This is a genomic window from Bartonella sp. B23 (genome assembly GCF_053793815.1).
Map to the genome: position 1 here is coordinate 326625 of NZ_CP200033.1, position 22049 is coordinate 348673.

At 37.7% G+C, this 22049-nt stretch carries 15 protein-coding genes; 6 read left to right on the forward strand and 9 right to left on the reverse strand.

From position 1 onward, the window contains the following. Positions 1–40: 40 nt before the first annotated feature. The 6 genes from V4B17_RS01350 (at position 41) to V4B17_RS01375 (ending at position 8974) form a co-directional block, all read left to right on the forward strand. Positions 41–1552 (forward strand): Do family serine endopeptidase, encoded by a 1512-nt coding sequence (locus tag V4B17_RS01350; RefSeq protein ID WP_455479727.1) that lies wholly within the window; start codon positions 41–43, stop codon positions 1550–1552. Positions 1553–1633: 81 nt separating this feature from the next. Further along, positions 1634–2320, forward strand: coding sequence for a winged helix-turn-helix domain-containing protein (locus V4B17_RS01355; RefSeq protein ID WP_455479728.1), 687 nt, complete (start codon positions 1634–1636; stop codon positions 2318–2320). Then, positions 2317–3699: an ATP-binding protein gene (locus V4B17_RS01360; protein ID WP_455479729.1), complete on the forward strand. Its 1383-nt coding sequence runs from the start codon at positions 2317–2319 to the stop codon at positions 3697–3699. The genes V4B17_RS01355 and V4B17_RS01360 overlap by 4 nt, the downstream gene beginning before the upstream one ends. Positions 3700–3799: 100 nt before the next feature. After that, positions 3800–6724, forward strand: a complete 2925-nt coding sequence (locus tag V4B17_RS01365; RefSeq protein WP_455479730.1) for a bifunctional [glutamine synthetase] adenylyltransferase/[glutamine synthetase]-adenylyl-L-tyrosine phosphorylase — start codon at positions 3800–3802, stop codon at positions 6722–6724. A 644-nt stretch (positions 6725–7368) separates the two neighbouring features. Continuing rightward, the gene (locus V4B17_RS01370; RefSeq protein WP_455479731.1) at positions 7369–8196 is read left to right on the forward strand and encodes an outer membrane protein; all 828 of its coding nucleotides are present in this window, start codon (positions 7369–7371) and stop codon (positions 8194–8196) included. Positions 8197–8440: 244 nt separating this feature from the next. Then, on the forward strand, positions 8441–8974 hold the full coding sequence (locus V4B17_RS01375) for a methylated-DNA--[protein]-cysteine S-methyltransferase (protein WP_455480154.1): 534 nt from the start codon (positions 8441–8443) through the stop codon (positions 8972–8974). Here the strand turns inward: V4B17_RS01375 and V4B17_RS01380 are convergent. The 9 genes from V4B17_RS01380 to thiC all read right to left on the reverse strand — a co-directional run bounded on the left by V4B17_RS01380 (position 8961) and on the right by thiC (position 20334). Continuing rightward, positions 8961–11282: a PAS domain-containing sensor histidine kinase gene (locus V4B17_RS01380; RefSeq protein ID WP_455479732.1), complete on the reverse strand. Its 2322-nt coding sequence runs from the start codon at positions 11280–11282 to the stop codon at positions 8961–8963. The two genes, V4B17_RS01375 and V4B17_RS01380, sit on opposite strands and share 14 nt — an antisense overlap. Positions 11283–11563: 281 nt before the next feature. Further along, positions 11564–14191, reverse strand: a complete 2628-nt coding sequence (pepN, locus tag V4B17_RS01385; RefSeq protein WP_455479733.1) for an aminopeptidase N — start codon at positions 14189–14191, stop codon at positions 11564–11566. Between the two features lie 79 nt (positions 14192–14270). Continuing rightward, on the reverse strand, positions 14271–15098 hold the full coding sequence (locus V4B17_RS01390) for a uracil-DNA glycosylase (RefSeq protein WP_455479734.1): 828 nt from the start codon (positions 15096–15098) through the stop codon (positions 14271–14273). Positions 15099–15221: 123 nt separating this feature from the next. Next, complete coding sequence (locus V4B17_RS01395; RefSeq protein ID WP_455479735.1) at positions 15222–15980, reverse strand: hydroxymethylpyrimidine/phosphomethylpyrimidine kinase; 759 nt, start codon at positions 15978–15980, stop codon at positions 15222–15224. Next, positions 15971–16576, reverse strand: a complete 606-nt coding sequence (locus V4B17_RS01400; protein ID WP_455479736.1) for a thiamine phosphate synthase — start codon at positions 16574–16576, stop codon at positions 15971–15973. Before V4B17_RS01400 ends, V4B17_RS01395 begins: the two co-directional genes overlap by 10 nt. Further along, a complete protein-coding gene (locus tag V4B17_RS01405; RefSeq protein WP_455479737.1) occupies positions 16573–17346 on the reverse strand; it encodes a thiazole synthase in 774 nt (257 codons plus the stop codon). Before V4B17_RS01405 ends, V4B17_RS01400 begins: the two co-directional genes overlap by 4 nt. A 4-nt stretch (positions 17347–17350) precedes the next feature. Further along, entirely contained in the window at positions 17351–17548 is a 198-nt protein-coding gene (gene thiS, locus V4B17_RS01410; RefSeq protein WP_455479738.1) for a sulfur carrier protein ThiS, read from the reverse strand. 3 nt (positions 17549–17551) lie between these two features. Continuing rightward, positions 17552–18502 (reverse strand): glycine oxidase ThiO, encoded by a 951-nt coding sequence (gene thiO / locus V4B17_RS01415; RefSeq protein WP_455479739.1) that lies wholly within the window; start codon positions 18500–18502, stop codon positions 17552–17554. Further along, complete coding sequence (gene thiC, locus V4B17_RS01420; protein WP_455479740.1) at positions 18499–20334, reverse strand: phosphomethylpyrimidine synthase ThiC; 1836 nt, start codon at positions 20332–20334, stop codon at positions 18499–18501. The genes thiO and thiC overlap by 4 nt, the downstream gene beginning before the upstream one ends. Between the last annotated feature and the right edge of the window lie 1715 nt (positions 20335–22049).

Sequence of the window (22049 nt, forward strand, 5' to 3'; positions counted from 1 at the left end):
TCTGGATAAAAAAATATGACTGAATAGGAGTATATGTCAAATGGTTAAAAAAACTTTCTTCACAGCATTAGCGGCAGTAAGTTTTTCTGCTGCTTTAGAAACTTCATTGCTTTTTAGTGGAGGTGGAGCAAGCTTGTGGACGACAGAGGCTCGTGCGAATTCCACATCTACTTCGTTAGTACAACAGCAGGGATTTGCAAATATTGTTTCTCAGGTCAAAGCTGCTGTTGTTTCAGTGCAAGTGAAGAGCAATAAAAAGAGAAAAGATCGGTTTTTTAGTGAATTTTTCAGTGGTCCGGGGCTTGACCAATTGCCAGATCAGCATCCGTTGAAAAGGTTTTTTGAAGAATTTCATGATCGTGATAGGTCTAAAAAAAAGCCTTTGACACGTTCGGATAGACTTCGTCCTATAGCTTTTGGATCGGGTTTTTTTATTTCGTCTGATGGTTATATTGTAACTAATAATCACGTAATTTCTGATGGCACAAGTTACACTGTTGTTCTTGACGATGGTACAGAAGTGAGTGCAAAGCTTATTGGAACGGATAAGCGAACCGACCTTGCAGTCTTGAAAGTAGATGAAAAAAGAAAATTCCCCTATGTTGATTTTGGTGATGATTCAAAGCTGCGCGTTGGTGATTGGGTTGTTGCTATCGGCAATCCATTTGGTCTTGGTGGAACGGTAACAGCAGGTATTGTTTCGGCGCGTGGCCGTGAGATTGGCGCTGATATTTATGATGATTTTATTCAAATTGATGCTGCTGTTAATCGAGGAAATTCTGGCGGTCCGACTTTTGATCTTAATGGACAGGTTGTTGGGGTTAATACAGCAATTTTTTCTCCTTCTGGAGGAAATGTTGGGATTGCTTTTGCTATTCCGGCAGCGACAGCCAAACAGGTTGTGCAACAACTTATCAAAAAAGGTTCAGTTCAGCGTGGTTGGTTAGGGGTTCAGATTCAGCCTGTAACGAAAGAGATTGCTGATTCTGTAGGTTTGAAAGAGGCTAAAGGCGCTTTAGTGGCTGATCCGTCAAAGGGACCAGCAGAAAAAGCTGGTATTAAGGCAGGTGATGTGATTATTTCTGTGAACAGTGAAAAGGTTAATGATGTTCGTGATTTAGCGAAGCGTATTGCAAATATGAGTCCAGGGGAGACAGTGACATTAGGTGTTTGGAGAGCGAGTAAAGAGGAAAATATTAAGGTTAAACTTGCTTCAATGTCTGAAAATGTAGATAAGCAAGAGGGTTCAAAATATTCAGATGAACGCAGTGATTCAGATGAAACATTAGAAGATTATGGTTTGGTTATAGCGCCGTCTGATGATGGTTTGGGATTGGTTGTCACTGATGTAGATTCGGATTCAGATGCTGCAGATAAAGGAATACAACCAGGTGATGTGATTGTGACAGTAAATAATAAACCTATTAAAAAAGTCTCTGATATTACTGATGCAATTAAAAATGCGCAAAAGCTGGGACGGCCAGCTATACTTCTACAAGTGCGAACAAAGGATCAAAATCGTTTTGTTCCTCTGCCAATTTTCAAAAAATAATACCTTATTTAATGGTAGGATAGGGGGTTTGTAGACTTCTATCCTACAACACGATTTAATAAAATAACGGAGATGCGTTTTATGAAGATACTCGTTATCGAAGATGATCATGAGACGGGGAGTTATCTCGAAAAAGCTTTTGGAGAAGCAGGGCACTCAGTTGATGTTGCATATGATGGAGATACGGGATATGTTCTAGCTGAGACGGAAAATTATGATGTTATGGTTGTTGATCGGATGCTTTTGCATCGTGATGGTCTCTCTATCATTACTGAATTACGTTCTAAAGGCAACAAAACACCAGCTCTCATCCTTTCAGCTTTAGGGCAAGTGAATGATCGTGTGATGGGTTTGCGTGCGGGGGGTGATGATTATTTAACAAAGCCTTATGCCTTTTCTGAGCTTCTTGCTCGTGTTGAAGTGTTGCAACGGCGAAAAAATTCTAAAGGAGTAGAAACTGTTTATTACGTAGGCAATCTTGAACTTGATAGGCTAACACACACGGTGAAACGAGGTGATAGAAATATCGTATTGCAACCACGAGAGTTTCGTTTACTTGAATATTTAATGCGGCATGCTGGGCAGGTTGTTACACGCACTATGCTTTTAGAAAATGTTTGGGATTACCATTTTGATCCACAAACAAATATCATTGACGTTCATATATCCCGTTTAAGAGCAAAAATTGAAAAAGATTTTGATGTTCCACTTCTTCATACTGTGCGTGGAGCTGGTTACATGTTGAAAGCGCCAGACAAAAAACGATGAATCGTTTGATCAATATAATGCGCACAACAGCGCTAAGACTTTCAGCACTTTATATTTTATTGTTTGGGTTAGTTGCAACAGGGCTTTCTATTTATATAACGGCATTTTCTATTTCATTGTTAACCGAGCAAACGGAACAGGCTTTGCGTGAAGAGTTGAAACGTATCGAAAATGCTTATAATTACGGTGGATTACCTTTACTGATACGCACGATTGATTATCGCTCACGACAGCCAGGAGCTTTTCTTTATCTTGTTACTGATCCTATGGGACGTATTTTAGCAGGCAATGTTGCGCGCATTGAATTAGGTATTTTGAATCAAAATGGTTTTCATTCGAATTCTTTTTTGTATTCACGTTTGGAAGAACATGGAAAAACAGGTGAACATCACGCTTTGGCAATTATTGTTGATTTACCCAATGCTATGAAGATTCTTGTGGGACGGGATTTGGATGAACCAGAACGTTTTGCAGCGGTTATTCGTAAAGCAGTCATGATTGCTCTTGCAGCAATGGTTGGTGGTGCTTTACTCATATGGTTTTTCGTTGGTAGGCGCGCACTGCAAAGGATTGATCATGTGACGGCTGCGTCACAGCGCTTGATGGATGGTGATTTTAGTGGGCGCTTACCTGTTTCTGGGGTAGGGGATGAATTTGATCGCTTGTCTGCTAATCTTAATGTTATGTTAGATTGCATTGAAGAATTAAATATTGGTCTTCGTCAAGTTTCGGATAACATTGCTCATGATCTCAAAACGCCACTGACACGCCTTAGAAACCGTGCTGAAGCAGCGCTTTCTGGGCAAAAAACTAAGCTTGAATATCGTCAAGCACTTGATTGTGTTATCACTGAATCAGATCAACTTATTCGGACTTTTAATGCTATTTTAATGATTTCGCGTATTGAAGCAAGCAGTACGATTGAGCATCTTGAGACGATGAATGTGAAGCTAATCCTTGAAGATGCCGTTGAGCTTTATGAACCTTTTGCTGAAGAATCAGGTATTCTGCTTCGATTAGGAGATATATTTGATAAAGAGCTCAAGTTGAATCGTGAGCTTATTGCACAATCAATTTTTAATCTTATTGATAATGCGATTAAATATGCGCCCAAAGATGGAAGGAAGGCAGAAGTTTGCTTATCGATGGAATATCGTGGTGAACATTTGTTGGTTGTCGTTAGCGATAATGGTTCAGGAATTGCAGCAGATAAACGTGAAAAAGTGACAGAACGATTTGTTCGCCTTGAAGAAAGTCGTACACGGCCAGGTTTTGGTATTGGGTTAAGTATAGCAAAAGCTGTTATGAAATTGCATGGGGGAGAACTATTGCTTGAAAATGCAAATCCAGGGCTTAGGGCTGTTTTATTATTTCCTTGAATTTGGTCTTGTTTCACTATTTGATTTTAACACCGATAACTATTTTTCTTTGCAGTATAATGCGTAGAAAAAAGGTAAAATGCCTTTTAAGGAAGTGCAGATGAAAAATGCTTTTTTAAAAACACAGCTTCTCCCTTTATGTCCTCTTGATGAGAGTGGCTCTCAATGGTTAAAAGACATGGAAGAACAAGCGAGGAAAGAAAATTTAGAACCACTTGTTTCCTATATTTTAGGCAAGGGAAAGCAGATTGACTTCATAAGTGCGGTCATGACCTTATCGCCTTTTTTACGTGAGGTTTTAATCGCTAATCCATCCTATCTCAGTCCCCTATTGAATGTTGACATAGAAACAAGACTGAGCGAAATTATGGATGATATTGCACTTATAGATAAGAATGAATCCATACATGAAACGTCATTGATGGCGGCTTTAAGACACAAAAAATTGGAAGCACATATTCTCATCGCTTTAGCTGATTTGAGCGGTGTTTTTACTTACGAAATTTCATGCGCTTGGTTGACGCATTTGGGCGAAGTGATATTAGGTGTGGCTCTCCGTTTTCTTTTAAGAGAAGCACATGATCACGGTAAGATAAGTTTATCGAATCGTGATGATCCAGAAAAAGACTGTGGTTTAATCATATTAGGAATGGGAAAATTAGGAGCAGGAGAACTTAATTATTCTTCTGATATTGATCTTATTGTTTTCATTGATGAGACATCGCCGCATATTGGGAATCTTTCTGAAAGTATCGATGTATTCTCTAAAATGGTGCGCCGATTAATCCATATCATTCAAGAACGTACTGCAGAGGGGTATGTTTTCCGTCTTGATTTTCGACTTCGACCAGATCCAAGTTCAACTCCTTTGGCTTTACCGGTAAGGACTGCGTTGCGTTATTATGAGGGGCGTGGACAAAATTGGGAAAGAGCGGCTATGATTAAAGCACGTCCGGTAGCTGGCGATAAAAAGGCAGGCTTTAACTTTCTCAAAGAGCTTTTTCCCTATGTGTGGCGGAAATATTTAGATTATGCTGCAATTGCTGATATTCATTCGATTAAACGTCAAATCCATGCGTATAAAAATTATGGTCAAATTGCCGCTTACGGTCATAATGTAAAGTTAGGACGGGGGGGTATTCGCGAGATTGAGTTTTTCGTTCAGACACAACAACTCATTGCTGGTGGGCGCTTTCCTCAATTGCGTGGACGTCAGACAGCTGCAATGTTAACAGAACTTCACAAGCTTGGTTGGATCAGTGAGAAAACAAGAGATAGTCTTGTAAAAAGTTATGCTTTTTTACGAAATGTGGAACACCGTATTCAGATGCTTGCAGATGAACAAACACATTTTCTCCCAAATGATGTTTTGCAATTTACCAGTGTTGCATATTTGATGGGCTATCAAGAGAACAGCAGTTTTATCCGTGATTTATTAAAAACTTTCCGAGTTGTTGAAAAACATTATGCGGCGCTGTTTGAGAATGAACAAGAACTTGGTTTAGAAATTGGCAATTTAGTTTTTACAGGAGAAGAAGATGATCCAGAGACATTAATAACGTTAAGCCGTTTAGGTTTTGAAAGAGCAAGTGATATTTGTCGTATTATGCGCACACTTCATTGTGGGAGTTATAAAGCAACGCAATCTGCAGAGGCGCGTGAAAGATTAACGGAATTAACCCCAGCGCTTTTGAAAGCTTTTGGTGCGACAAAACGGGCTGATGAAGTGATGTTATGTTTTGATAGTTTCTTACAAGGTTTACCTTCAGGAATTCAGCTTTTTAGTTTGTTACAATCTAATCCCTCTCTTTTGGATATGCTGGTGCTCATCATGGGAGCTGCTCCACGTCTTGCGGAAATTATTACACGTAAACCACACGTTTTTGATGGAATGTTAGATCCAACTATTTTTTCAGAATTACCAACGAAAACTTATCTAGAAAAACGGCTTGAGTGTTTTCTTGAAGGTATAACTTCTTATGAAGAAATTTTGAATCACTTAAGGGTTTTTGCTGATGAGCAACGTTTTTTGATTGGTGTTAGGATTTTAAATGGTGCAATTACGGGAGAAGTAGCAGGTTTTGCGTTTACCGCACTTGCCGATATTATGATTGCAAAAACATTTGCTGCGGTTCAAAAAGAATTTTCAAGTCTTCATGGAAGTATTAAAGGAGGACGTGTTGGAATATTGGGTATGGGAAAGCTTGGAAGCCATGAATTAACGGCTGGTTCAGATGTTGATCTTATTTTTCTTTATGAACATGATGAGGATGCAGAAATATCTGATGGAGAAAAACCTCTCTATATCCCTCAATATTATACCCGTTTGATACAGCGTTTGGTTGCAGCTTTATCTGCTTTTACAAGCAAAGGTATCCTTTATGCTGTTGATTTAAGATTGCGACCATTAGGAAATAAAGGACCTGTTGCTGTTTCTTTTCAATTTTTTAAAAAATATTATCGCAAAGAAGCGTGGATATGGGAACATCTAGCTTTAACACGGGCACGGGGCATTGCAGGGGATCCTGATTTTTTACAAAAGTTAGAGAAAGAAGTGTGTGAAATTATTTCTTTTCCTCGTAATAAGAAGGATGTAGCAAAAGAGGTATGTGAAATGCGTACTTTGATTGCAAAAGAAAAGCCGCCAGAGAATCAATGGGATTTGAAAACAATGCCTGGTGGTATCATGGACTTAGAGTTTATTGCTCAATTTGCTCTTATTACGCATGTGATTGTATTTCAAATTGGAGCGACTACAACGGATATTTTAGCCCAGTTGCCAGACAGTTTTCTTAATCAGTCATTTATTTCTGATTTACATCATGCCTATAGACTCTATACAAATTTGAGCCAAATTATACGACTTTGCTTAAATTCTTCTATTGATTCTCATGATATGCCACCTGGATTAAGTGATCTTTTGTTAAGGTGCGTTGGAGAGCCGGATTTGCTTCGTGTCGAAAAATTACTTGAGGAAACTGAACAATCAGTATGTTCAGCTTTTACACGTGTAATGAAATACTGAATACATTATAATAACTTTTTATCTTTTTTATATTTTATTTAAGCGTGGATTTTAAGAGAATAAACAGCAAAACCTATTTGTATTTCATCTCCTACACTGGTTTTTATGTTTTTTGTACTAAAATCAGTTCATTCTAGGTATTATTGTTCATGAAGAAAGTTTGGAAAATTTTTTTCCGTCTTTTAATGGATAGCACCCTTTATCAGTTTTTCTTAGTTAATGTGTATCCATGACATATCATCCACTTAATTATAGAAAAGCATACTAAATCATATACAGTCATAAGCCCAGAGATGCTACAAAATTTCACACAGATTGTAGTTATGTGTGTTTTTAACAGATGCAGAACGAAAATATATTGAGTGAAGGAGAGCAACAAGCTTTACTGATTGCGTAAGAAAATCTCATTTTTTTCAGTAATTGATATTATGATTATATGCCCACTGCTGCGCAATGATGAAAGATGCAACAAGTACAGTTTATAATACTTTAGAGATTATCATAATTTTTGTTTAAATTTTTATTATATTTTTGAATATAAATTTTATTTATTATGTAACTGTATCATTTTTACTATAGATTTTTTGAAAAAATATGAATAAATTCAATTATTAGTTGTAACATTAGCTTTTAGGGGAGCAATTATGGCTACAAAATACTTAATTACAGCATCTATTCTTTCTTTAATTTTAGTTTCTGAAGTACAAGCAGTGGATGTTAATGTACCAGAATATCCGGTACCTATTGTTACGGTTCCGGCGTTTTCTTGGGCGGGGCTTTACTTTGGGGGTCAAATTGGTGGTTTTTCAAGTAAGGTTAATTCAAGTTATTTAAGAGATCAGAGTGTAGGAAAGTGGATTCCAATTAGAAAGGAGCTTTTTCCTAAACTTTCTGGTTTCGTAGGTGGTGTTTATGCAGGTTACAATGTTGATATCGATGATGGTTTTATTATAGGTATTGATACAGATATAATGTGGTCTGATAAAAAGAGTACAAAAGACATTAAGTCGTCGAGGAAGGACAAAACTACAGTCGTATCAGAAGAGCTCAGAATAACGGGTTCAACAGAAGATCTCGTGGAAGAAAATGAGATGATGTCTGATCAAATTGTGCACCATACTTTAAAACAAAAATGGTTTGGTGCTATGCGCGTGCGAATTGGTCTTTCTGCTGATCGTATAATGCCTTATGTTGCAGGAGGCGTCGCTTATACGCAGCTTCGAAATATTTATGAGATAACAGGTGATACAACAAGTAGAGCAGATGATTCTACAGATTTGTGGCATGATGAGAAAAAGAAGATGATTGGTTATACCCTTGGAGGTGGTATTGATTTTGCAATGATTGATAATTTTATTGTACGTGCAGAATATCGCTATTCAGATTATCGTAAGAAGAAATTAGCACATGAAAGGGTAAAAATTAACTACAGAACGAATGATTTCCGTATTGGCGTAGCGTACAAATTTTAATTTGTTGCAATTTTGAATTTTAAAAGAGCTCCATTTTTGAATGGAGCTTTTATTGTTTCAAGTATATATTGTGAAACATCTCTTTTAAAGAGAGAAGTTATCTTGTTTGAAATACCTTTGGTAAGAATCACTTTTCTGTTTCCTTAGGAATTTGTTTTGTTTTATCTTGTAAAGAGTGCGATGAGGAAATCTCTTTATTTTATTTGTGCTGTTTAAATCTTTTAGAAATATAAGAAAGGCTAAAATACTGAACAGTTCTCAAAAGAAAATATTTTGTTTGAGAAACGTCTCAATAGGGGGGCTTTTGGTAGCAAAGTCTCAAAAGGGGATTTGTAATATAGCGTTTGGAGATACTACAGAACAATTAATACAGGAATTCATGGTACGTTTTGGTGATGCAAAAAAAGTGGATAATGACAATATATTTAAGAGAGAAGTTGCACACATTATAGCAATGATAGAAACTCCCAAGTTGGCAAGGAAATACAATTTTCCCTTAGATATAAATGGCACAGTCTTTCAACAGAAAGTATGGGCGGTGTTATGTAAGATACCGTGTGGAGAGACAATTTCATATGAATCATTAGCACAACATATCGGTATGCCTAAAGCTTTTCGTGCAGTTGCTAATGCTTGTGCGTGTAACGAGTTAGCGTTGGTTATTCCTTGTCACCGGGTGGTACGCAAGAATGGTTTTATTTCCGGTTATCGTTGGGGCATAAGGCGAAAAAAGATTTTACTACAAAGGGAACAAAAAGAGGAATTTAACTTTGTTTAATAGGCATTGTAATGGTTACAGTTGTGCCTTTCATTTCTTTAGAGACAATTTCAAGTTTTCCTTTATGGAGTTCCAGCAAGGAGCGTGAAATAGCCAGGCCAAGACCTGAACCAGTATGGGTTTTAGTGAGTTGATTTTCGACCTGTTCAAAAGGTTGTCCAAGTTTTTTTATCGCTGATTGAGGAATACCAACTCCTGTATCTTTAATTTTACAAATAAGGTTATTCTTTTTCCTAAAAGCGCAAATATCAATACTCCCTCCAGAGGGTGTAAATTTAACAGCATTAGAGATAAGATTAAGGAAGATCTGTTTCATGGCACGAATATCAACTTCTGCGTGCAGTTCTGGAGCAATATTTGTTGTAACAGAAATATTTTTTTCTTGAGCTTGTGGTGTGAGTGTTCGCACCGCTTCGCTGATAATGGGCTCGAGATTTATGTTGTTGTAATTAAGGGAAAATCTACCAGCTTCGATTTTTGACATGTCAAGGATATCATTAATAAGGGTTAGCAGGTGTGTTCCTGAATTGTAAATATCGTGCATATATTCTTTATAGCGTTCTGAACCAAGAGGGCCAAAGGTGGATTGCAACATGATATCCGAAAATCCTAGAATAGCGTTAAGTGGAGTGCGCAATTCATGGGACATATTAGCTAAAAACTCTGATTTAGCTTTATTGGCACTTTCAGCACGCTCTTTTTCTGCCTTGAGACTTTTATTAAGTTTTTCAACTTCTGTTGCACGTTGTTGAGCATTTCCTCGAGCACGTTTGAGTTCTTGAATGAAAGAAAAAAGGCGTCTTTCACTGTCTTCAAATTTTTCCTGTTGTTGTTTAAGCTCAGAAATATCTGTACCAATACAAACAAGTCCTCCATCTTGTGTGCGCCGTTCATTAATTTTTAGCCAACAACCATCTGCAGTTTGGCGAATACTGGTTAAATTACCGGTACCATCGTCTTTGAGGGGATATTCACTAATTGCAGGGCGGGCCATAGCTTCGACGGTTGCACGTTGGATACCTGATTGTAACACTTGTTTAGGGATCGCAGCATATTCGCAAAATTTGCTGTTGGACATGACTAAACGTCCTTCCGAATCCCATAACACAAAAGATTCAGAAATATTTTCAATTGCATCGCGGATACGAAGATCGGCCTGTGCTGTTTCTTCTGCCAATTGGCGTTGTTCACTAATATCGAAGGCAATACCAACTAAATGAGGTTCTTCTTCATCCGTAACTTCAGCACGAATGCGCATCCAAACATAATGACCATCGGCGTGGCGCATAGGGACATTAATATCGATATGCTTTTTTTTACCGCCCATTAATTCCTGAGCAAGATCAAAAAAATTTGCATCATTTGGATTAATAATGGCGGTAATTTGGGAAATTGATAGCAATGCGTCCTGAGGTATATAACCGAGCATTTCATAAATTGCCCGTGACCAGTAAACACGTCCACGTGCCATATTCCAATCCCACAGTCCACAGCGTCCACGCATCATGGCCATATCAATACGGGTTTGAATTTTTTCTGAAATTAAATCTGTATTACGTGCACGTACAATTTGATTGTAATAAGCATAGAAAAGAGCCAAAATAACACCTGTAGTTGCTATAAACAGGGTCATATTTAGCGAGAAAATTTTGTGCCATTCCATATAGATATGTTGCGTTTTTTCGCTGACGAAAACACCATATTGTCCATTTTCTGTTTTGTGCAGTAAAGCAAGTGCAGGGGCATTTTTTCCTATTGTTATTTTCATAATTCCAGCGTGTTGTCCCAGAGCTTGTAAAGCAATGCTCTCAGAGGTAAAATCCTCTAAAGGCTTTCCAAAAGGAATCTCTGAACTTGATGAGGCTAAGACATTTCCTTTTTGATCGACAATAGCAATAATAGTGCTGGTTTTGATAAGACCTTTGTTACGAAGATTGGTAAAGATGTTTTGCAAATGATTATGAGAAAGAGCAGTGGCTTTTCTTTGTTGAGCGGCGGCAAGCAAGTCGCGATCAATTGTATTGGTAATATGAGAAGCTAAGAGAGTGATGGTGGAACGCGTGTTCGTATCAATTGTATTGCGCCAATCATAGATTGATAAGAAACGGATTGCTGCTAGTATAACAAGAAATGCAAGAATTACAAATGGGAGTGAACGTCGCAGCCAAGGTTCAACAAAAAGAAGTTTTTGATAGGCTGAACCGGAAAACAGATTAATATGCTCTTTCTGCGCTTTATGATTTTGAGCGCTTGATTTTGAATCAGTATACACCTCCGTTGGCGCATGATATGCGTCCAATTTAGCCATCTTTAGTTCCTTTAATTATGGAATAATGTAATTTAAAAACTGCTTCAATATTCATAGTAAACCCATAGGGAGCAATGAATCAAAACAGGAGTCTTCTGTCCAGTCTTTTTTTTAAAAAAAGCAATTTTACTTTTATGAGCATGGAGTATGGAAATGAAAAGGAATCTGAATATGCCTCATAAACAGATCTAAATAACCTGTTTATGAGGCTTACCATTGCCGAAGAGCTAAATCATGTGTTTGCATGAAAAATACTATGGCATATTGATTATAATGTTTTTTTAAGCAAGTATACGATTGCTGATATCAGCTACATCGCTTGACAATTGAGGAGCTGCTGCAATTGTTTTTAATGCGGTTTCAAGTTTTTGTTGCCGAATGGGTTCTAATTGTCGCCAATAGCGCATCATTGTTAGCAATCGCGAAGCAAGTTGTGGATTTTTTTTGTCAATTTCTAAAATAATTTGGCAAAGAAAATCATAGGAAGCACCATCAACTCTGTTAAAGCCTGTTAAGTTATGAGACGCGAAGACACCAATTAAGGCATGCACACGATTGGGGTTATTTTTTGCAAAAAGAGGATGTTGCATAAGCTTTTGAACATGGTCAAGTGTTGATGCTCCTGCAACCATTGCTTGAATGGAGAACCATTTATCCATGATCAAAGGATCATGGCGATAACGACGTTCAAAATCATTTAAGGCATTTTGCGCCTGCTCACTTTTATTAAAGCGGTTTACTAACGTAGTTATACTAGCCATACGGTCAGTCATATTATTAGCAGTTGCATATTGTGTAGCAGCACGATTTGGTTGTGCTTCAGCGATGGAGAGATAGTCTAGCATAACATTCCGCAATGCTCGTTTTCCGGCTTGTATAGTGTTTGGTGAATAAGGTTCATGAGTTCCAATTTGCATATAAACTTTTGTGAAGAGTCCTTGATGTGTATGCGCTAGTGAAGCTAAAAACTGATTGCGCACATGGTGAATACGCTCTGGATCAACATTTTTACCAAGTGTATGGGCAAGTTCAACTTCGCTTGGTAAACTTAAACAAAATGCACGAAATTCAGGTTCAAGACTTTCATCTGTAATGATAGTTTCAATCAATTTTATTAAAGCAGAGGACATACCCTCTTTCGCTTTTGTTTCATCTTGAATGGCTTGAATGAGCGTTTGCGTCATTAAATGGTTCAGTGATTGCCAGCGATTAATTTGGTTACTATCATTTTGGGCAAGAAAGGTGAGTTCGCTTTCATTGAATGGAGTGTGTAGATTGATAGGTGCAGAGAAGTTTCTAAGCAGTGATAAAACCGGTTTTTCCCTCACTCCTCTTAATATGAATGTTTGGTTTTCTTTGGAGAGAAGCATAACATCTGATTGAATATCCGCATCAGCTTCATAGGTGAGAGATTCTCCGTTGTGTCCTAAGAGTCCAAAAGCGATAGGGATAAGCATAGGTTTTTTTATATTTTGTTGCGGTGTTGTTGGAATATGTTGCTTTGCATGGATTGTGAGAATGCCGTCACTATAATGATGGTCGATTTCTACATGGGGTGTGCCGGCTTGTTCATACCACAGCATGAATTGTGAGAAGTCTCGACCAGAGACTTCAGCAAAACAAGCAATGAAATCTTCAATTGTGCAAGCTTGTCCATCATGACGCTGAAAGTAGAGATCCATACCTTTACGAAACAGCGTAGAACCTAAAAGAGTATGCACCATGCGAACCACTTCCGCTCCTTTTTCGTAAACGGTTGCAGTGTAAAAATTGTTGATTTGACTGTATTGGCGAGGGCGAACAGGATGAGCAAGTGGTCCAGAATCTTCAGTAAATTGTTGAGATTTCAATGTTTTTATGTTTTTAATTCGCTGCAAACTACGTACATTCTGATCTGAGGAAAATTCCTGATCACGGTATACAGTTAACCCTTCTTTTAAACAGAGTTGAAACCAATCGCGACAGGTAATACGATTACCGGTCCAATTATGAAAATATTCATGTGCAATGACGCGTTCAATATTTCTGTAATCATGATCAGTTGCTGTTTCAGCATCTGCAAGAATATATTTATCATTAAAAATGTTAAGTCCTTTATTTTCCATTGCTCCCATGTTAAAATCGGAGACAGCGACAATATTAAAAACATCAAGATCGTATTCGCGTCCGAAATACTGCTCATCCCAGCGCATGGAACGTTTGAGAGCATCCATTGCATAAGTTGCTCGTTTTGTTTTTCCCTTTTCTACATAGATACCAAGCTTGATACGCCGACCAGATGCGGTGGTGAAATAATCTTCTATTTTATCAAGATCACCACCAACTAAAGCGAAGAGATAAGATGGTTTAGGATAAGGATCTTCCCAAGTGGTAAAATGACGGTTACCTTCAAGAGTTCCTGTTTCTACGAGATTTCCATTGGAAAGCAAAATAGGGATTTTCTGAGAATTTGCTTCAATTGTTACTGTATAGGTAGAAAGAACATCTGGGCGATCGTAAAAATAAGTTATACGACGGAAACCTTCCGATTCACATTGTGTGCAATAAACACCGTTTGAAAGATAAAGTCCCATGAGTTTGTGGTTTCTTTCAGGATTCAGCTCTGTGATCAATTGCAATGTGAAAGGGGTTACTGGTGGGTTTGTAATTTCTAGATATGAAGGTGTGCTTTTATAAGCGTTTGAGGGCAATGCCTCACCATTGATAGCGACAGAAATGAGAGTAAGATCATCACCAGAAAGCGCAAGAGGCATTCCCTCCTTTGTATTGTGGCGCGCTTCAATCAACAATGTTGCTGTCACGGAAGTTTTTTTGGGATCTAAACAGAAGTAAAGCTGTGTTTTGAGGATAGCGTAAGGTGTTGGTTGGTAATCTTCCAAACGATAAATGGGTGTTGTTGGTTGTTCCATAATTTTTTCCTGACTGTATTTTAAGAGTGCGAATGAGAGAAAAGACGTTTCTATTTTAGGGGCAGGTAAGGCTGAAGAATTACGAGAGATTATCTAAGCGGTTTTTTACTTCTAAGAAGTCTATCCATGTAAGCTTTTTTTGACTCGGCGTTCTGAGAAGATAAGCTGGATGAAAAGTTGGCATAACAGGTATTTCAATTTCACCTTCCCCTGCATAAGTATGCCATTTCCCCCTTGTTCGGATAATTCCATTTTGAGTTCCTGTAAGAAATTGCGTAGCAACTCCTCCTAATGCTATCAAAATACGAGGATTAGCCAGCTGAATATGTCGTTCAACGAAAGGACGACATAGTGCGACTTCTCTTGGTGTTGGTGTTCTATTTCCTGGTGGACGCCATGGAATAGTATTGGTTATGTAAACGTTTTGTCTTGTGAGTCCGATTGCTGCGAGGATTTTATTAAGCAATATACCAGCTTTTCCAACGAAAGGAATGCCTTGCATATCTTCTTCGCGTCCTGGCGCTTCTCCGATAAGCATGAGTGCGCTCCCCTCTGTTCCATCTGAAAAACAGGTATTTTTCGCTGTTAGTTTTAAGGAGCAGCCACTAAAAGCGAGAAGAGCAGATTTTAATTCATCAAGTGTATTCGCACTTTTAGCTATTTCTGTAGCAGAAGGTTCACGTTGCACTACACTAGGATTGGGCAGCAGATGATGATGCAACTTGATAGTTGGCGATGTCTGTTGATTATGAGAAATGTTTGCTTTTTGTGTTGATTTTTTCTCTGAAGAAGCAGATTGGCAAAAACGGTTAATAGGTGCATCAGTCAGCACGGCATCAGCACCACTTTCTTTATAGAAGCTTAGAAGTTCTTTATATGAGATTGAATACTGAGTTTGGTGTGACATTATTTTTTCTTACTATCGATCCTCTTATGAATAAAGCAGATAGAATTATTCTTCAAGCTTTATAATATTCTCGTTTCTAATATTATTATAGGGATGCTGACGAAATATAACGTGATGTTAATTTTAGAGCTCTTTTTGACAGTGGTTTAAAAGTAATGTGTGGGTATATGCTTTTGCTTTTTTTACTGCTTCAGTTATAGATTCATTTAACGCCAAATGCGCAGCAATAGCGCTGGAAAGGGTACAACCTGTTCCTCGCATTGTTCCTGTTAAACGTGGTGCAGAAATATGCAGAATTTCAGTTTCATTAATAAAGCTATCCGTTACTAAATGGCCCTCTGCATGTCCACCTTTTATCAATATCGAGAGTGGACCAAAAGATAGAAGTTTTTTTGCTTGTTGTATTGCTTGCTCATTATGAGATGCCAATGGGCTTTGGCTAAGAAGAGCAAGTTCTTCTCTATTTGGTGTTAAAAGATCAACATGAGGAAGTAGTTTATCGATCATAGTGTCGATGATTGTTTCCGTTGTTAGTTTTCCTCCTGATGAAGCGACAAGTACAGGGTCTAGAATAACTGGAACATGGGGATAGTCTTTCAGCACGTTACAGATTTCTGCTATAATTGCTTTTGTTCCCGTCATACCGATTTTTATTGCGCTTATAGGATTTGCTTTTAGGGCAGCACGCATTTGCGCAGCGACGAAGTCTCCACGCATTGGAATGATTTCGGCAACGCAATCATCATCCTGTACGTTAACACAAGTGATTGCTAAATTTGCTTTTATTTGAAAATGTGCAGCGGTTTCTATATCACGAACAATACCAGCACCTCCCGTTGGATCAGTGCCCGCAACAATAAGAATGGAAGGTATCAACGCCATGTTTTTGTCACTTTTATCCACTGCTGTACACGCTCTTCAGGTTTTTCATGAAGGATAACATCAGTTACAACAGCAGCACTATTTGCCCCTGCTTTTAAAATATCAACTGCGCGTTCTGGCGTTAAACCACCAATACCCACCAAAGGTAAAGTGCCAATCCGCTTTCTCCATTGTTTGATTTTTTCTAGTCCTTGCGGTATCCATTTCATTTTTTTTAAGATTGTCGGATAAATAGGACCAAGTGCAATATACTCAGGATTAACAGAGAGTGCGATATCCAATTCATGTTCATCATGTGTACTAAGACCAATTTTTATACCGCTTTTACGAATTGCGTGAAGATCAGCATTGTTTAAATCTTCTTGTCCAAGATGAATAAAATTGCATTTTTCATCAATTGCTATTTCCCAATGATCATTAACAATTAATTGTGCTCCAAATTTACTGCATATGTTTTTTGCGCGCTTGATATGTTGACGGATTGTTTGTTGATTTTCATGTTTTATACGCAACTGTACGAGCTTGATACCAAGAGGGAGCAAACGTTCAACCCAATCAGCATTATTAACGATGAGATAAAATGGATCTAGTTTCATGAAAAGACTGCTTTTCCAATGATTGGTGTTGAAGGGATTGCTACATCACGTGCCTCGATCATGCCAGCTTTATATCCCATACGTCCTGCTTGAACAGCTTTGGAAAATGCTTCAGCCATTAAGACAGGATCACTTGCTTTAGCAACTGCGGTATTGAGCAGCACTGCATCATAACCGAGTTCCATCGCAATGGTGGCATGTGACGGGCGTCCAATTCCGGCATCAATAACAAGAGTAGCATCAGGAAGGTAAGTACGGATAGAACGCAGTCCATCAGTATTATGAGGTCCTTTGGCAGAACCAATAGGAGCACACCAAGGCATAATAACACGGCAACCAATATCGAAAAGTTTTTCAGCAACAATAAGATCATCCGTTGTATAAGCAAAAATTTTGAAATCTTCGTTGTTTAAAATTTTCGCTGCTTCAATTAAGGAAAAAACATTTGGCTGTAAGGTATCTGGATTTCCTATGACTTCGAGTTTAATCCAAGTTGTTTTGAAAAGATCTCTTGCTAATTGCGCTGTGATTACGGCCTCTTTAACAGTATAACAACCAGCAGTATTAGGAAGTACTGTGACTCCAAGTTCTTGAAGAAATTGCCAAAATTGTCCACTTTGTTTTCCACCTGCAGTTTCACGGCGCAAGGAAACAGTCACAATTTCTGTATTTGATTTATGGATAGCATCACGAAGGATTTTTAGTGAAGGATATTGCGCTGTACCTAATAGAAGACGGGAAGAAAATTGCCGTTTATAAAGATTCAGCATAATTTTAGCCCCCTTGCATTGGGCTTAAAATTTCAATTTTATCTCCTTCATGTAAGACAAATTGACTTCGTGCATCTATGGGAACAACTTCAGCGTTAACAGCGGTTGCAAGCCAAATTCCTTCATACCCCAATTCTTCAAGCAAGAGATCGAGAGTCATAACTTCTGTTCGGACTTTTTCACCATTAACAAATATTTGCATACTTTATTCCAATGCTAATTTCATTGCTTGTTTTGCCATTTCTGGAGATAAAAGAAAACCATGTCTATAAAATCCATTAATAAAAATACAGTTACCATCTTTATACACAGAAGGGAAGTTATCAGGATAACATGGACGAACACCAACGCCAGATTCAATAATTTCTGCTTCAGCAAAGGCAGGATGCAAGGTATAAGCTGCATTGAGCAATTCCATCATTGATCTCACCGAGATGGCACCATCAAAGTCACTCTCAATCATTGTTGCACCAATCATAAAAATATTATTTTGTCGTGGTACAATGTAGAGAGGAAACCGTGGATGGAGGAGACGAATTGGACGCGAAATTCTAATATCGGTGCAGTGCACGAGAAGCATTTCGCCACGCACGCCCCGTATATTTTTGTCTTTTCCTAAACGTGCTATTCCTGTCGCATCAATAACAATATCAAAATTTGTTTCAGCCGTCTCTACATCAACAAAGCATGCTCCATTGTTGAGAAGTTTTTCTTTCAAAGCCATAAGTGCTTTGCGAGGATCAAGATGGGCTTCACTTTCATAAAAGAGCGCACAGTTAAAACGTTCTGCAAGATCTGGCTCAAGATGAGCTATCTCTGTATTATCTATGGTTTTGTGATTATGCGTGCGTACAGAAAATTGTTCAAGCTCTCCTCTATCTCGTGTAGGTGCAACCACCAAAGTGCCTTTTTGTATGACAAGGTTTGGGAGCGTTTTATGCCACCACTGTATGGCTTGTATACCAAGATCTTCAACAATCTGTTTCGCATTTTCTCTTTCACAGTAAGGTGCGAGCATCCCTCCTGCATACCAACTAGCACTTCCTATGGGTGAATGAGGGGGGGATGATATAGTAACAGAAGCACCTTTTTTCTGTAACATAAAAGCAACCGTTAATCCTCCTACGCCTGCACCTTTGATAAGAATGTTTTTCAACTGTCTACTTTCTCTTTTTGAGGAGAAATAATTTCCATATAAAGGCTACCATTTTTTTGATATTTCTCAGCCATGGCGGTCATACCTTCCCCTTTTGTTTTTCTTATTGCTGCATCCTCACGAATATCATGAGAAATACGCATAGAACAGAATTTTGGTCCACACATGGAACAAAAATGCACCAATTTATGGGCTTCTTTAGGCATTGTTTCATCGTGAAAAGCACAGGCTGTTTCCGGATCAAGAGAAAGGTTGAATTGATCATGCCATCTAAAATCAAATCGTGCACGCGAAAGAGCATTATCGCGCAATTGTGCTCTAGGCAAACCTTTGGCAAGGTCAGCGGCATGGGCAGCAATTTTATAAGCAATTACACCAATTTTTACATCATTTCTATCGGGGAGTCCTAGATGTTCTTTAGGCGTTACATAACACAACATAGCTGTTCCAAGCCATCCAATCATAGCAGCACCAATTGCTGATGTAATATGGTCATAACCAGGAGCAATGTCGGTTGTAAGAGGTCCCAAAGTATAAAAAGGTGCCTCATGACAAAGATCTAATTGTTGCTCCATATTTTCTTTAATTTTGTGCATTGGGACATGTCCAGGACCTTCAATCATAACCTGTACATCTTTTTCCCAAGCAATTTTTGTCAATTCTCCCAAAGTTTTAAGCTCTGCAAATTGGGCTTCATCATTGGCATCGGCGATAGAGCCAGGACGCAATCCATCCCCCAATGAAAGAGAGATGTCATATGTGCGTGCAATATCACAAATTTCATCAAAATGCTCATAGAGAAAACTTTCTTTGTGATGATGTAGGCACCACTTTGCCATAATAGAGCCACCTCGTGAGACAATACCCGTTACTCGATCAATGGTCAAAGGGATAAAAGGTAATCTTAATCCCGCATGAATGGTAAAATAATCAACACCTTGCTCTGCTTGCTCAATAAGGGTATCACGGAAAATATCCCATGTTAAATTTTCAGCGATACCCTGTACTTTCTCGAGTGCCTGATAAAGTGGAACAGTTCCGATGGGAACAGGGGCATTTCGGATAATCCACTCACGAATATTATGAATATTTCGACCTGTTGAGAGGTCCATAACCGTATCTGCTCCCCAGCGAATGGCCCAAACCATTTTATCAACTTCTTCTTCCATAGATGAAGTTACTGCCGAATTGCCAATATTGGCATTAATTTTAACACGAAAATTACGCCCAATAATCATGGGTTCGCATTCTGGATGATTAATGTTTTGTGGAATAATGGCGCGTCCACAAGCAATTTCATTGCGAACAAATTCGGCAGTATAAATTTCTGGTATTGATCCAGAAAATATTTCATTTGATGACACATCTTGCCGTTCTTTTACTGCTAATCCTTCATTTTCTCGTACAGCCACATATTCCATTTCTTCGGTAATAATGCCTGCGCGTGCATAAGCCATTTGTGTAACTGCTTTGCCATTTTTTGCCCGTAAAATGGGACGTTTTTGTTTAAAGGGCGGTGTAAGGTTTTTACCAGAAGCCAATCCATTATCTTCAGGTTTAATCAATCGTGCAGGATAAGCTTCAGTATCATCTCGCTTAGAAAGCCAAGGCAAGCTAATTGCTGGCAAGCCTTTTGTAATATCAATGATCATATCCTTATCTGTGTAGGGGCCAGAAGTATCGTAAACGTTTAAAGATTTTTCACCACTACCATCAGTCAGTGAAATTTCACGCAATGGTACGCGCACATCAGAAAAGAGAAGGCTCTGTTGATAAATCTTGCGTGAAGCGGGAAAAGGGCTACAACTGATTGATGGAGTATTTTTCTGCACAAACTTTTTCCTTATAGACAAATAGTTCAAAAATAGGCTGCTATGTTAATAGGGATGTATTCAAATTATCAATCACGAGTATGCGGATGAATAAGAACAGTACCACTTTATAGAAAAGCAAACCCAATAAAGCTCAAGAAAATTTATTTTGAAAAATTGATACAATATCTATTTTAATATTTGCATTCCTCCTCCCACGGAAAATACTTTTGTTAATATGAATATGGTTGGCTTAAATATCCATATTGTCAATCATAAAAATATATTTTGAGCGATTTTAGAGAATTTTAGGAAAATAAAAACAGGTATTATGAAGTGAAAAATTAAATGCTAAGGTTTTATGTAAAGAACAGCAATATCAAAAATTTATTATCAAAATAATGGGACTTATATTTGTTGTTTCTATGGTTTTATCCTTTATTCTGTATTTTCGTGTATCTCTTAGGCTGATCCAGTAGCCAGTCTTTAGTAATTAGCATTCTTTATATGATGTTTTCTATTTTACGAAAGGTGCTTTGAATTGTGATATTTTTGCTCCTGAAATCATAGTACGTCTCATTGCTCATTTTTATCTATTCGGTTGCAATTTTTAAAATATGTCATCAGATCTGTGTTAGATGAAAATTTTACCGTTTTTATCACAGATGATTATTTTATCTACAACAGGAACGGTATAAAATCTTACAATTATATTAGGTGAAATAGAGTAACATTTGTTTGAAATTGATCGTTTTTTTAATAGAAAGTATTTTCTATATATTTTTTGAAGAATTCATGATTAAGGTTATTAAGAATCTTGGCAATAAAAATAGCAGTGAGGGTTTGATCTTAGCTATAAGCATGGCAGGGGAAGATCAGATGTATTTGTTTGTATTCTGTTAATTTCAGAAATTATTTCTTAAGATTTTTTGGGAGATAAGGAGATAATTAAACGTGCAACTAAAAATTATGATTGTTGAAAGGACGATTATCAGCTTGAGGAATCGTCGATGAGATTTTACGATAATCAAGTAATTCTTCAATTTTTGGATTATGGTCATAATATCACAAGCTCGATGATGAGAGATATTTTTCTATATTGATTTAATAAGGCAGAATTGGCTATTAAAACAGTTTGCTGAACGTTTATTCCTATGTAATCATGAGAAGAGGGAACTTCTATAATTGTAAGTCTCTGCTCGAAGGGATTTGTTGCTCTTGCAAAAAAATCTATATATAACAAAATACAAAAGCGATTAGTTGTACTAAGTGTGGGAGGGGAATGGACGATTATAGCGAGCTGGTTTTCAAAGATCAGTTACATGTGTTTTTCTGGAAAGTGGGGTGCGAGTTTGCGTTTTTCAATTCACGTCAAGCTGATTGAACGTATTTTTCATATTTTGTGGAAATATGCGGTGCGTCGTTATTATGTTGAGAATATGTTATTCTAAAATTAAGCTGAGGTATGGAAAATTTGTTCTGTTTGGTGCATTTCCACGGAGTGCTAGGCTATGTAAAGGCAGAATCAAAGAGCGCTTATATTTATCTGGTTAAAGCTTTGCAGGAAAAAATAATGAAACAGAATATGTTTTAAGGGGTATCTACATGCAGATAAAAACATGATGGTTAGCTTAAGGAAATCAGAGAAAACTTTTAAAATTTGTTTGATACTGAGAACATATGAAAGTTTTGCAATTACAGATCAAGAAGCTGTAGTTATTCTTTAAAACGTATAG

What these genes read in the sequence shown, in the direction of transcription:
- V4B17_RS01355 (WP_455479728.1), top strand. Translation starts at nt 1,634, where the DNA reads ATGAAGATACTCGTTATCGAAGATGATCATGAGACGGGGAGTTATCTC.
- V4B17_RS01360 (WP_455479729.1), top strand. Translation starts at nt 2,317, where the DNA reads ATGAATCGTTTGATCAATATAATGCGCACAACAGCGCTAAGACTTTCA.
- V4B17_RS01365 (WP_455479730.1), top strand. Translation starts at nt 3,800, where the DNA reads ATGAAAAATGCTTTTTTAAAAACACAGCTTCTCCCTTTATGTCCTCTT.
- pepN (WP_455479733.1), bottom strand. Translation starts at nt 14,191, where the DNA reads ATGGAACAACCAACAACACCCATTTATCGTTTGGAAGATTACCAACCA.
- V4B17_RS01405 (WP_455479737.1), bottom strand. Translation starts at nt 17,346, where the DNA reads ATGCTGAATCTTTATAAACGGCAATTTTCTTCCCGTCTTCTATTAGGT.
- V4B17_RS01400 (WP_455479736.1), bottom strand. Translation starts at nt 16,576, where the DNA reads ATGAAACTAGATCCATTTTATCTCATCGTTAATAATGCTGATTGGGTT.
- V4B17_RS01390 (WP_455479734.1), bottom strand. Translation starts at nt 15,098, where the DNA reads ATGTCACACCAAACTCAGTATTCAATCTCATATAAAGAACTTCTAAGC.
- thiS (WP_455479738.1), bottom strand. Translation starts at nt 17,548, where the DNA reads ATGCAAATATTTGTTAATGGTGAAAAAGTCCGAACAGAAGTTATGACT.
- V4B17_RS01395 (WP_455479735.1), bottom strand. Translation starts at nt 15,980, where the DNA reads ATGGCGTTGATACCTTCCATTCTTATTGTTGCGGGCACTGATCCAACG.
- V4B17_RS01370 (WP_455479731.1), top strand. Translation starts at nt 7,369, where the DNA reads ATGGCTACAAAATACTTAATTACAGCATCTATTCTTTCTTTAATTTTA.
- V4B17_RS01380 (WP_455479732.1), bottom strand. Translation starts at nt 11,282, where the DNA reads ATGGCTAAATTGGACGCATATCATGCGCCAACGGAGGTGTATACTGAT.
- V4B17_RS01350 (WP_455479727.1), top strand. Translation starts at nt 41, where the DNA reads ATGGTTAAAAAAACTTTCTTCACAGCATTAGCGGCAGTAAGTTTTTCT.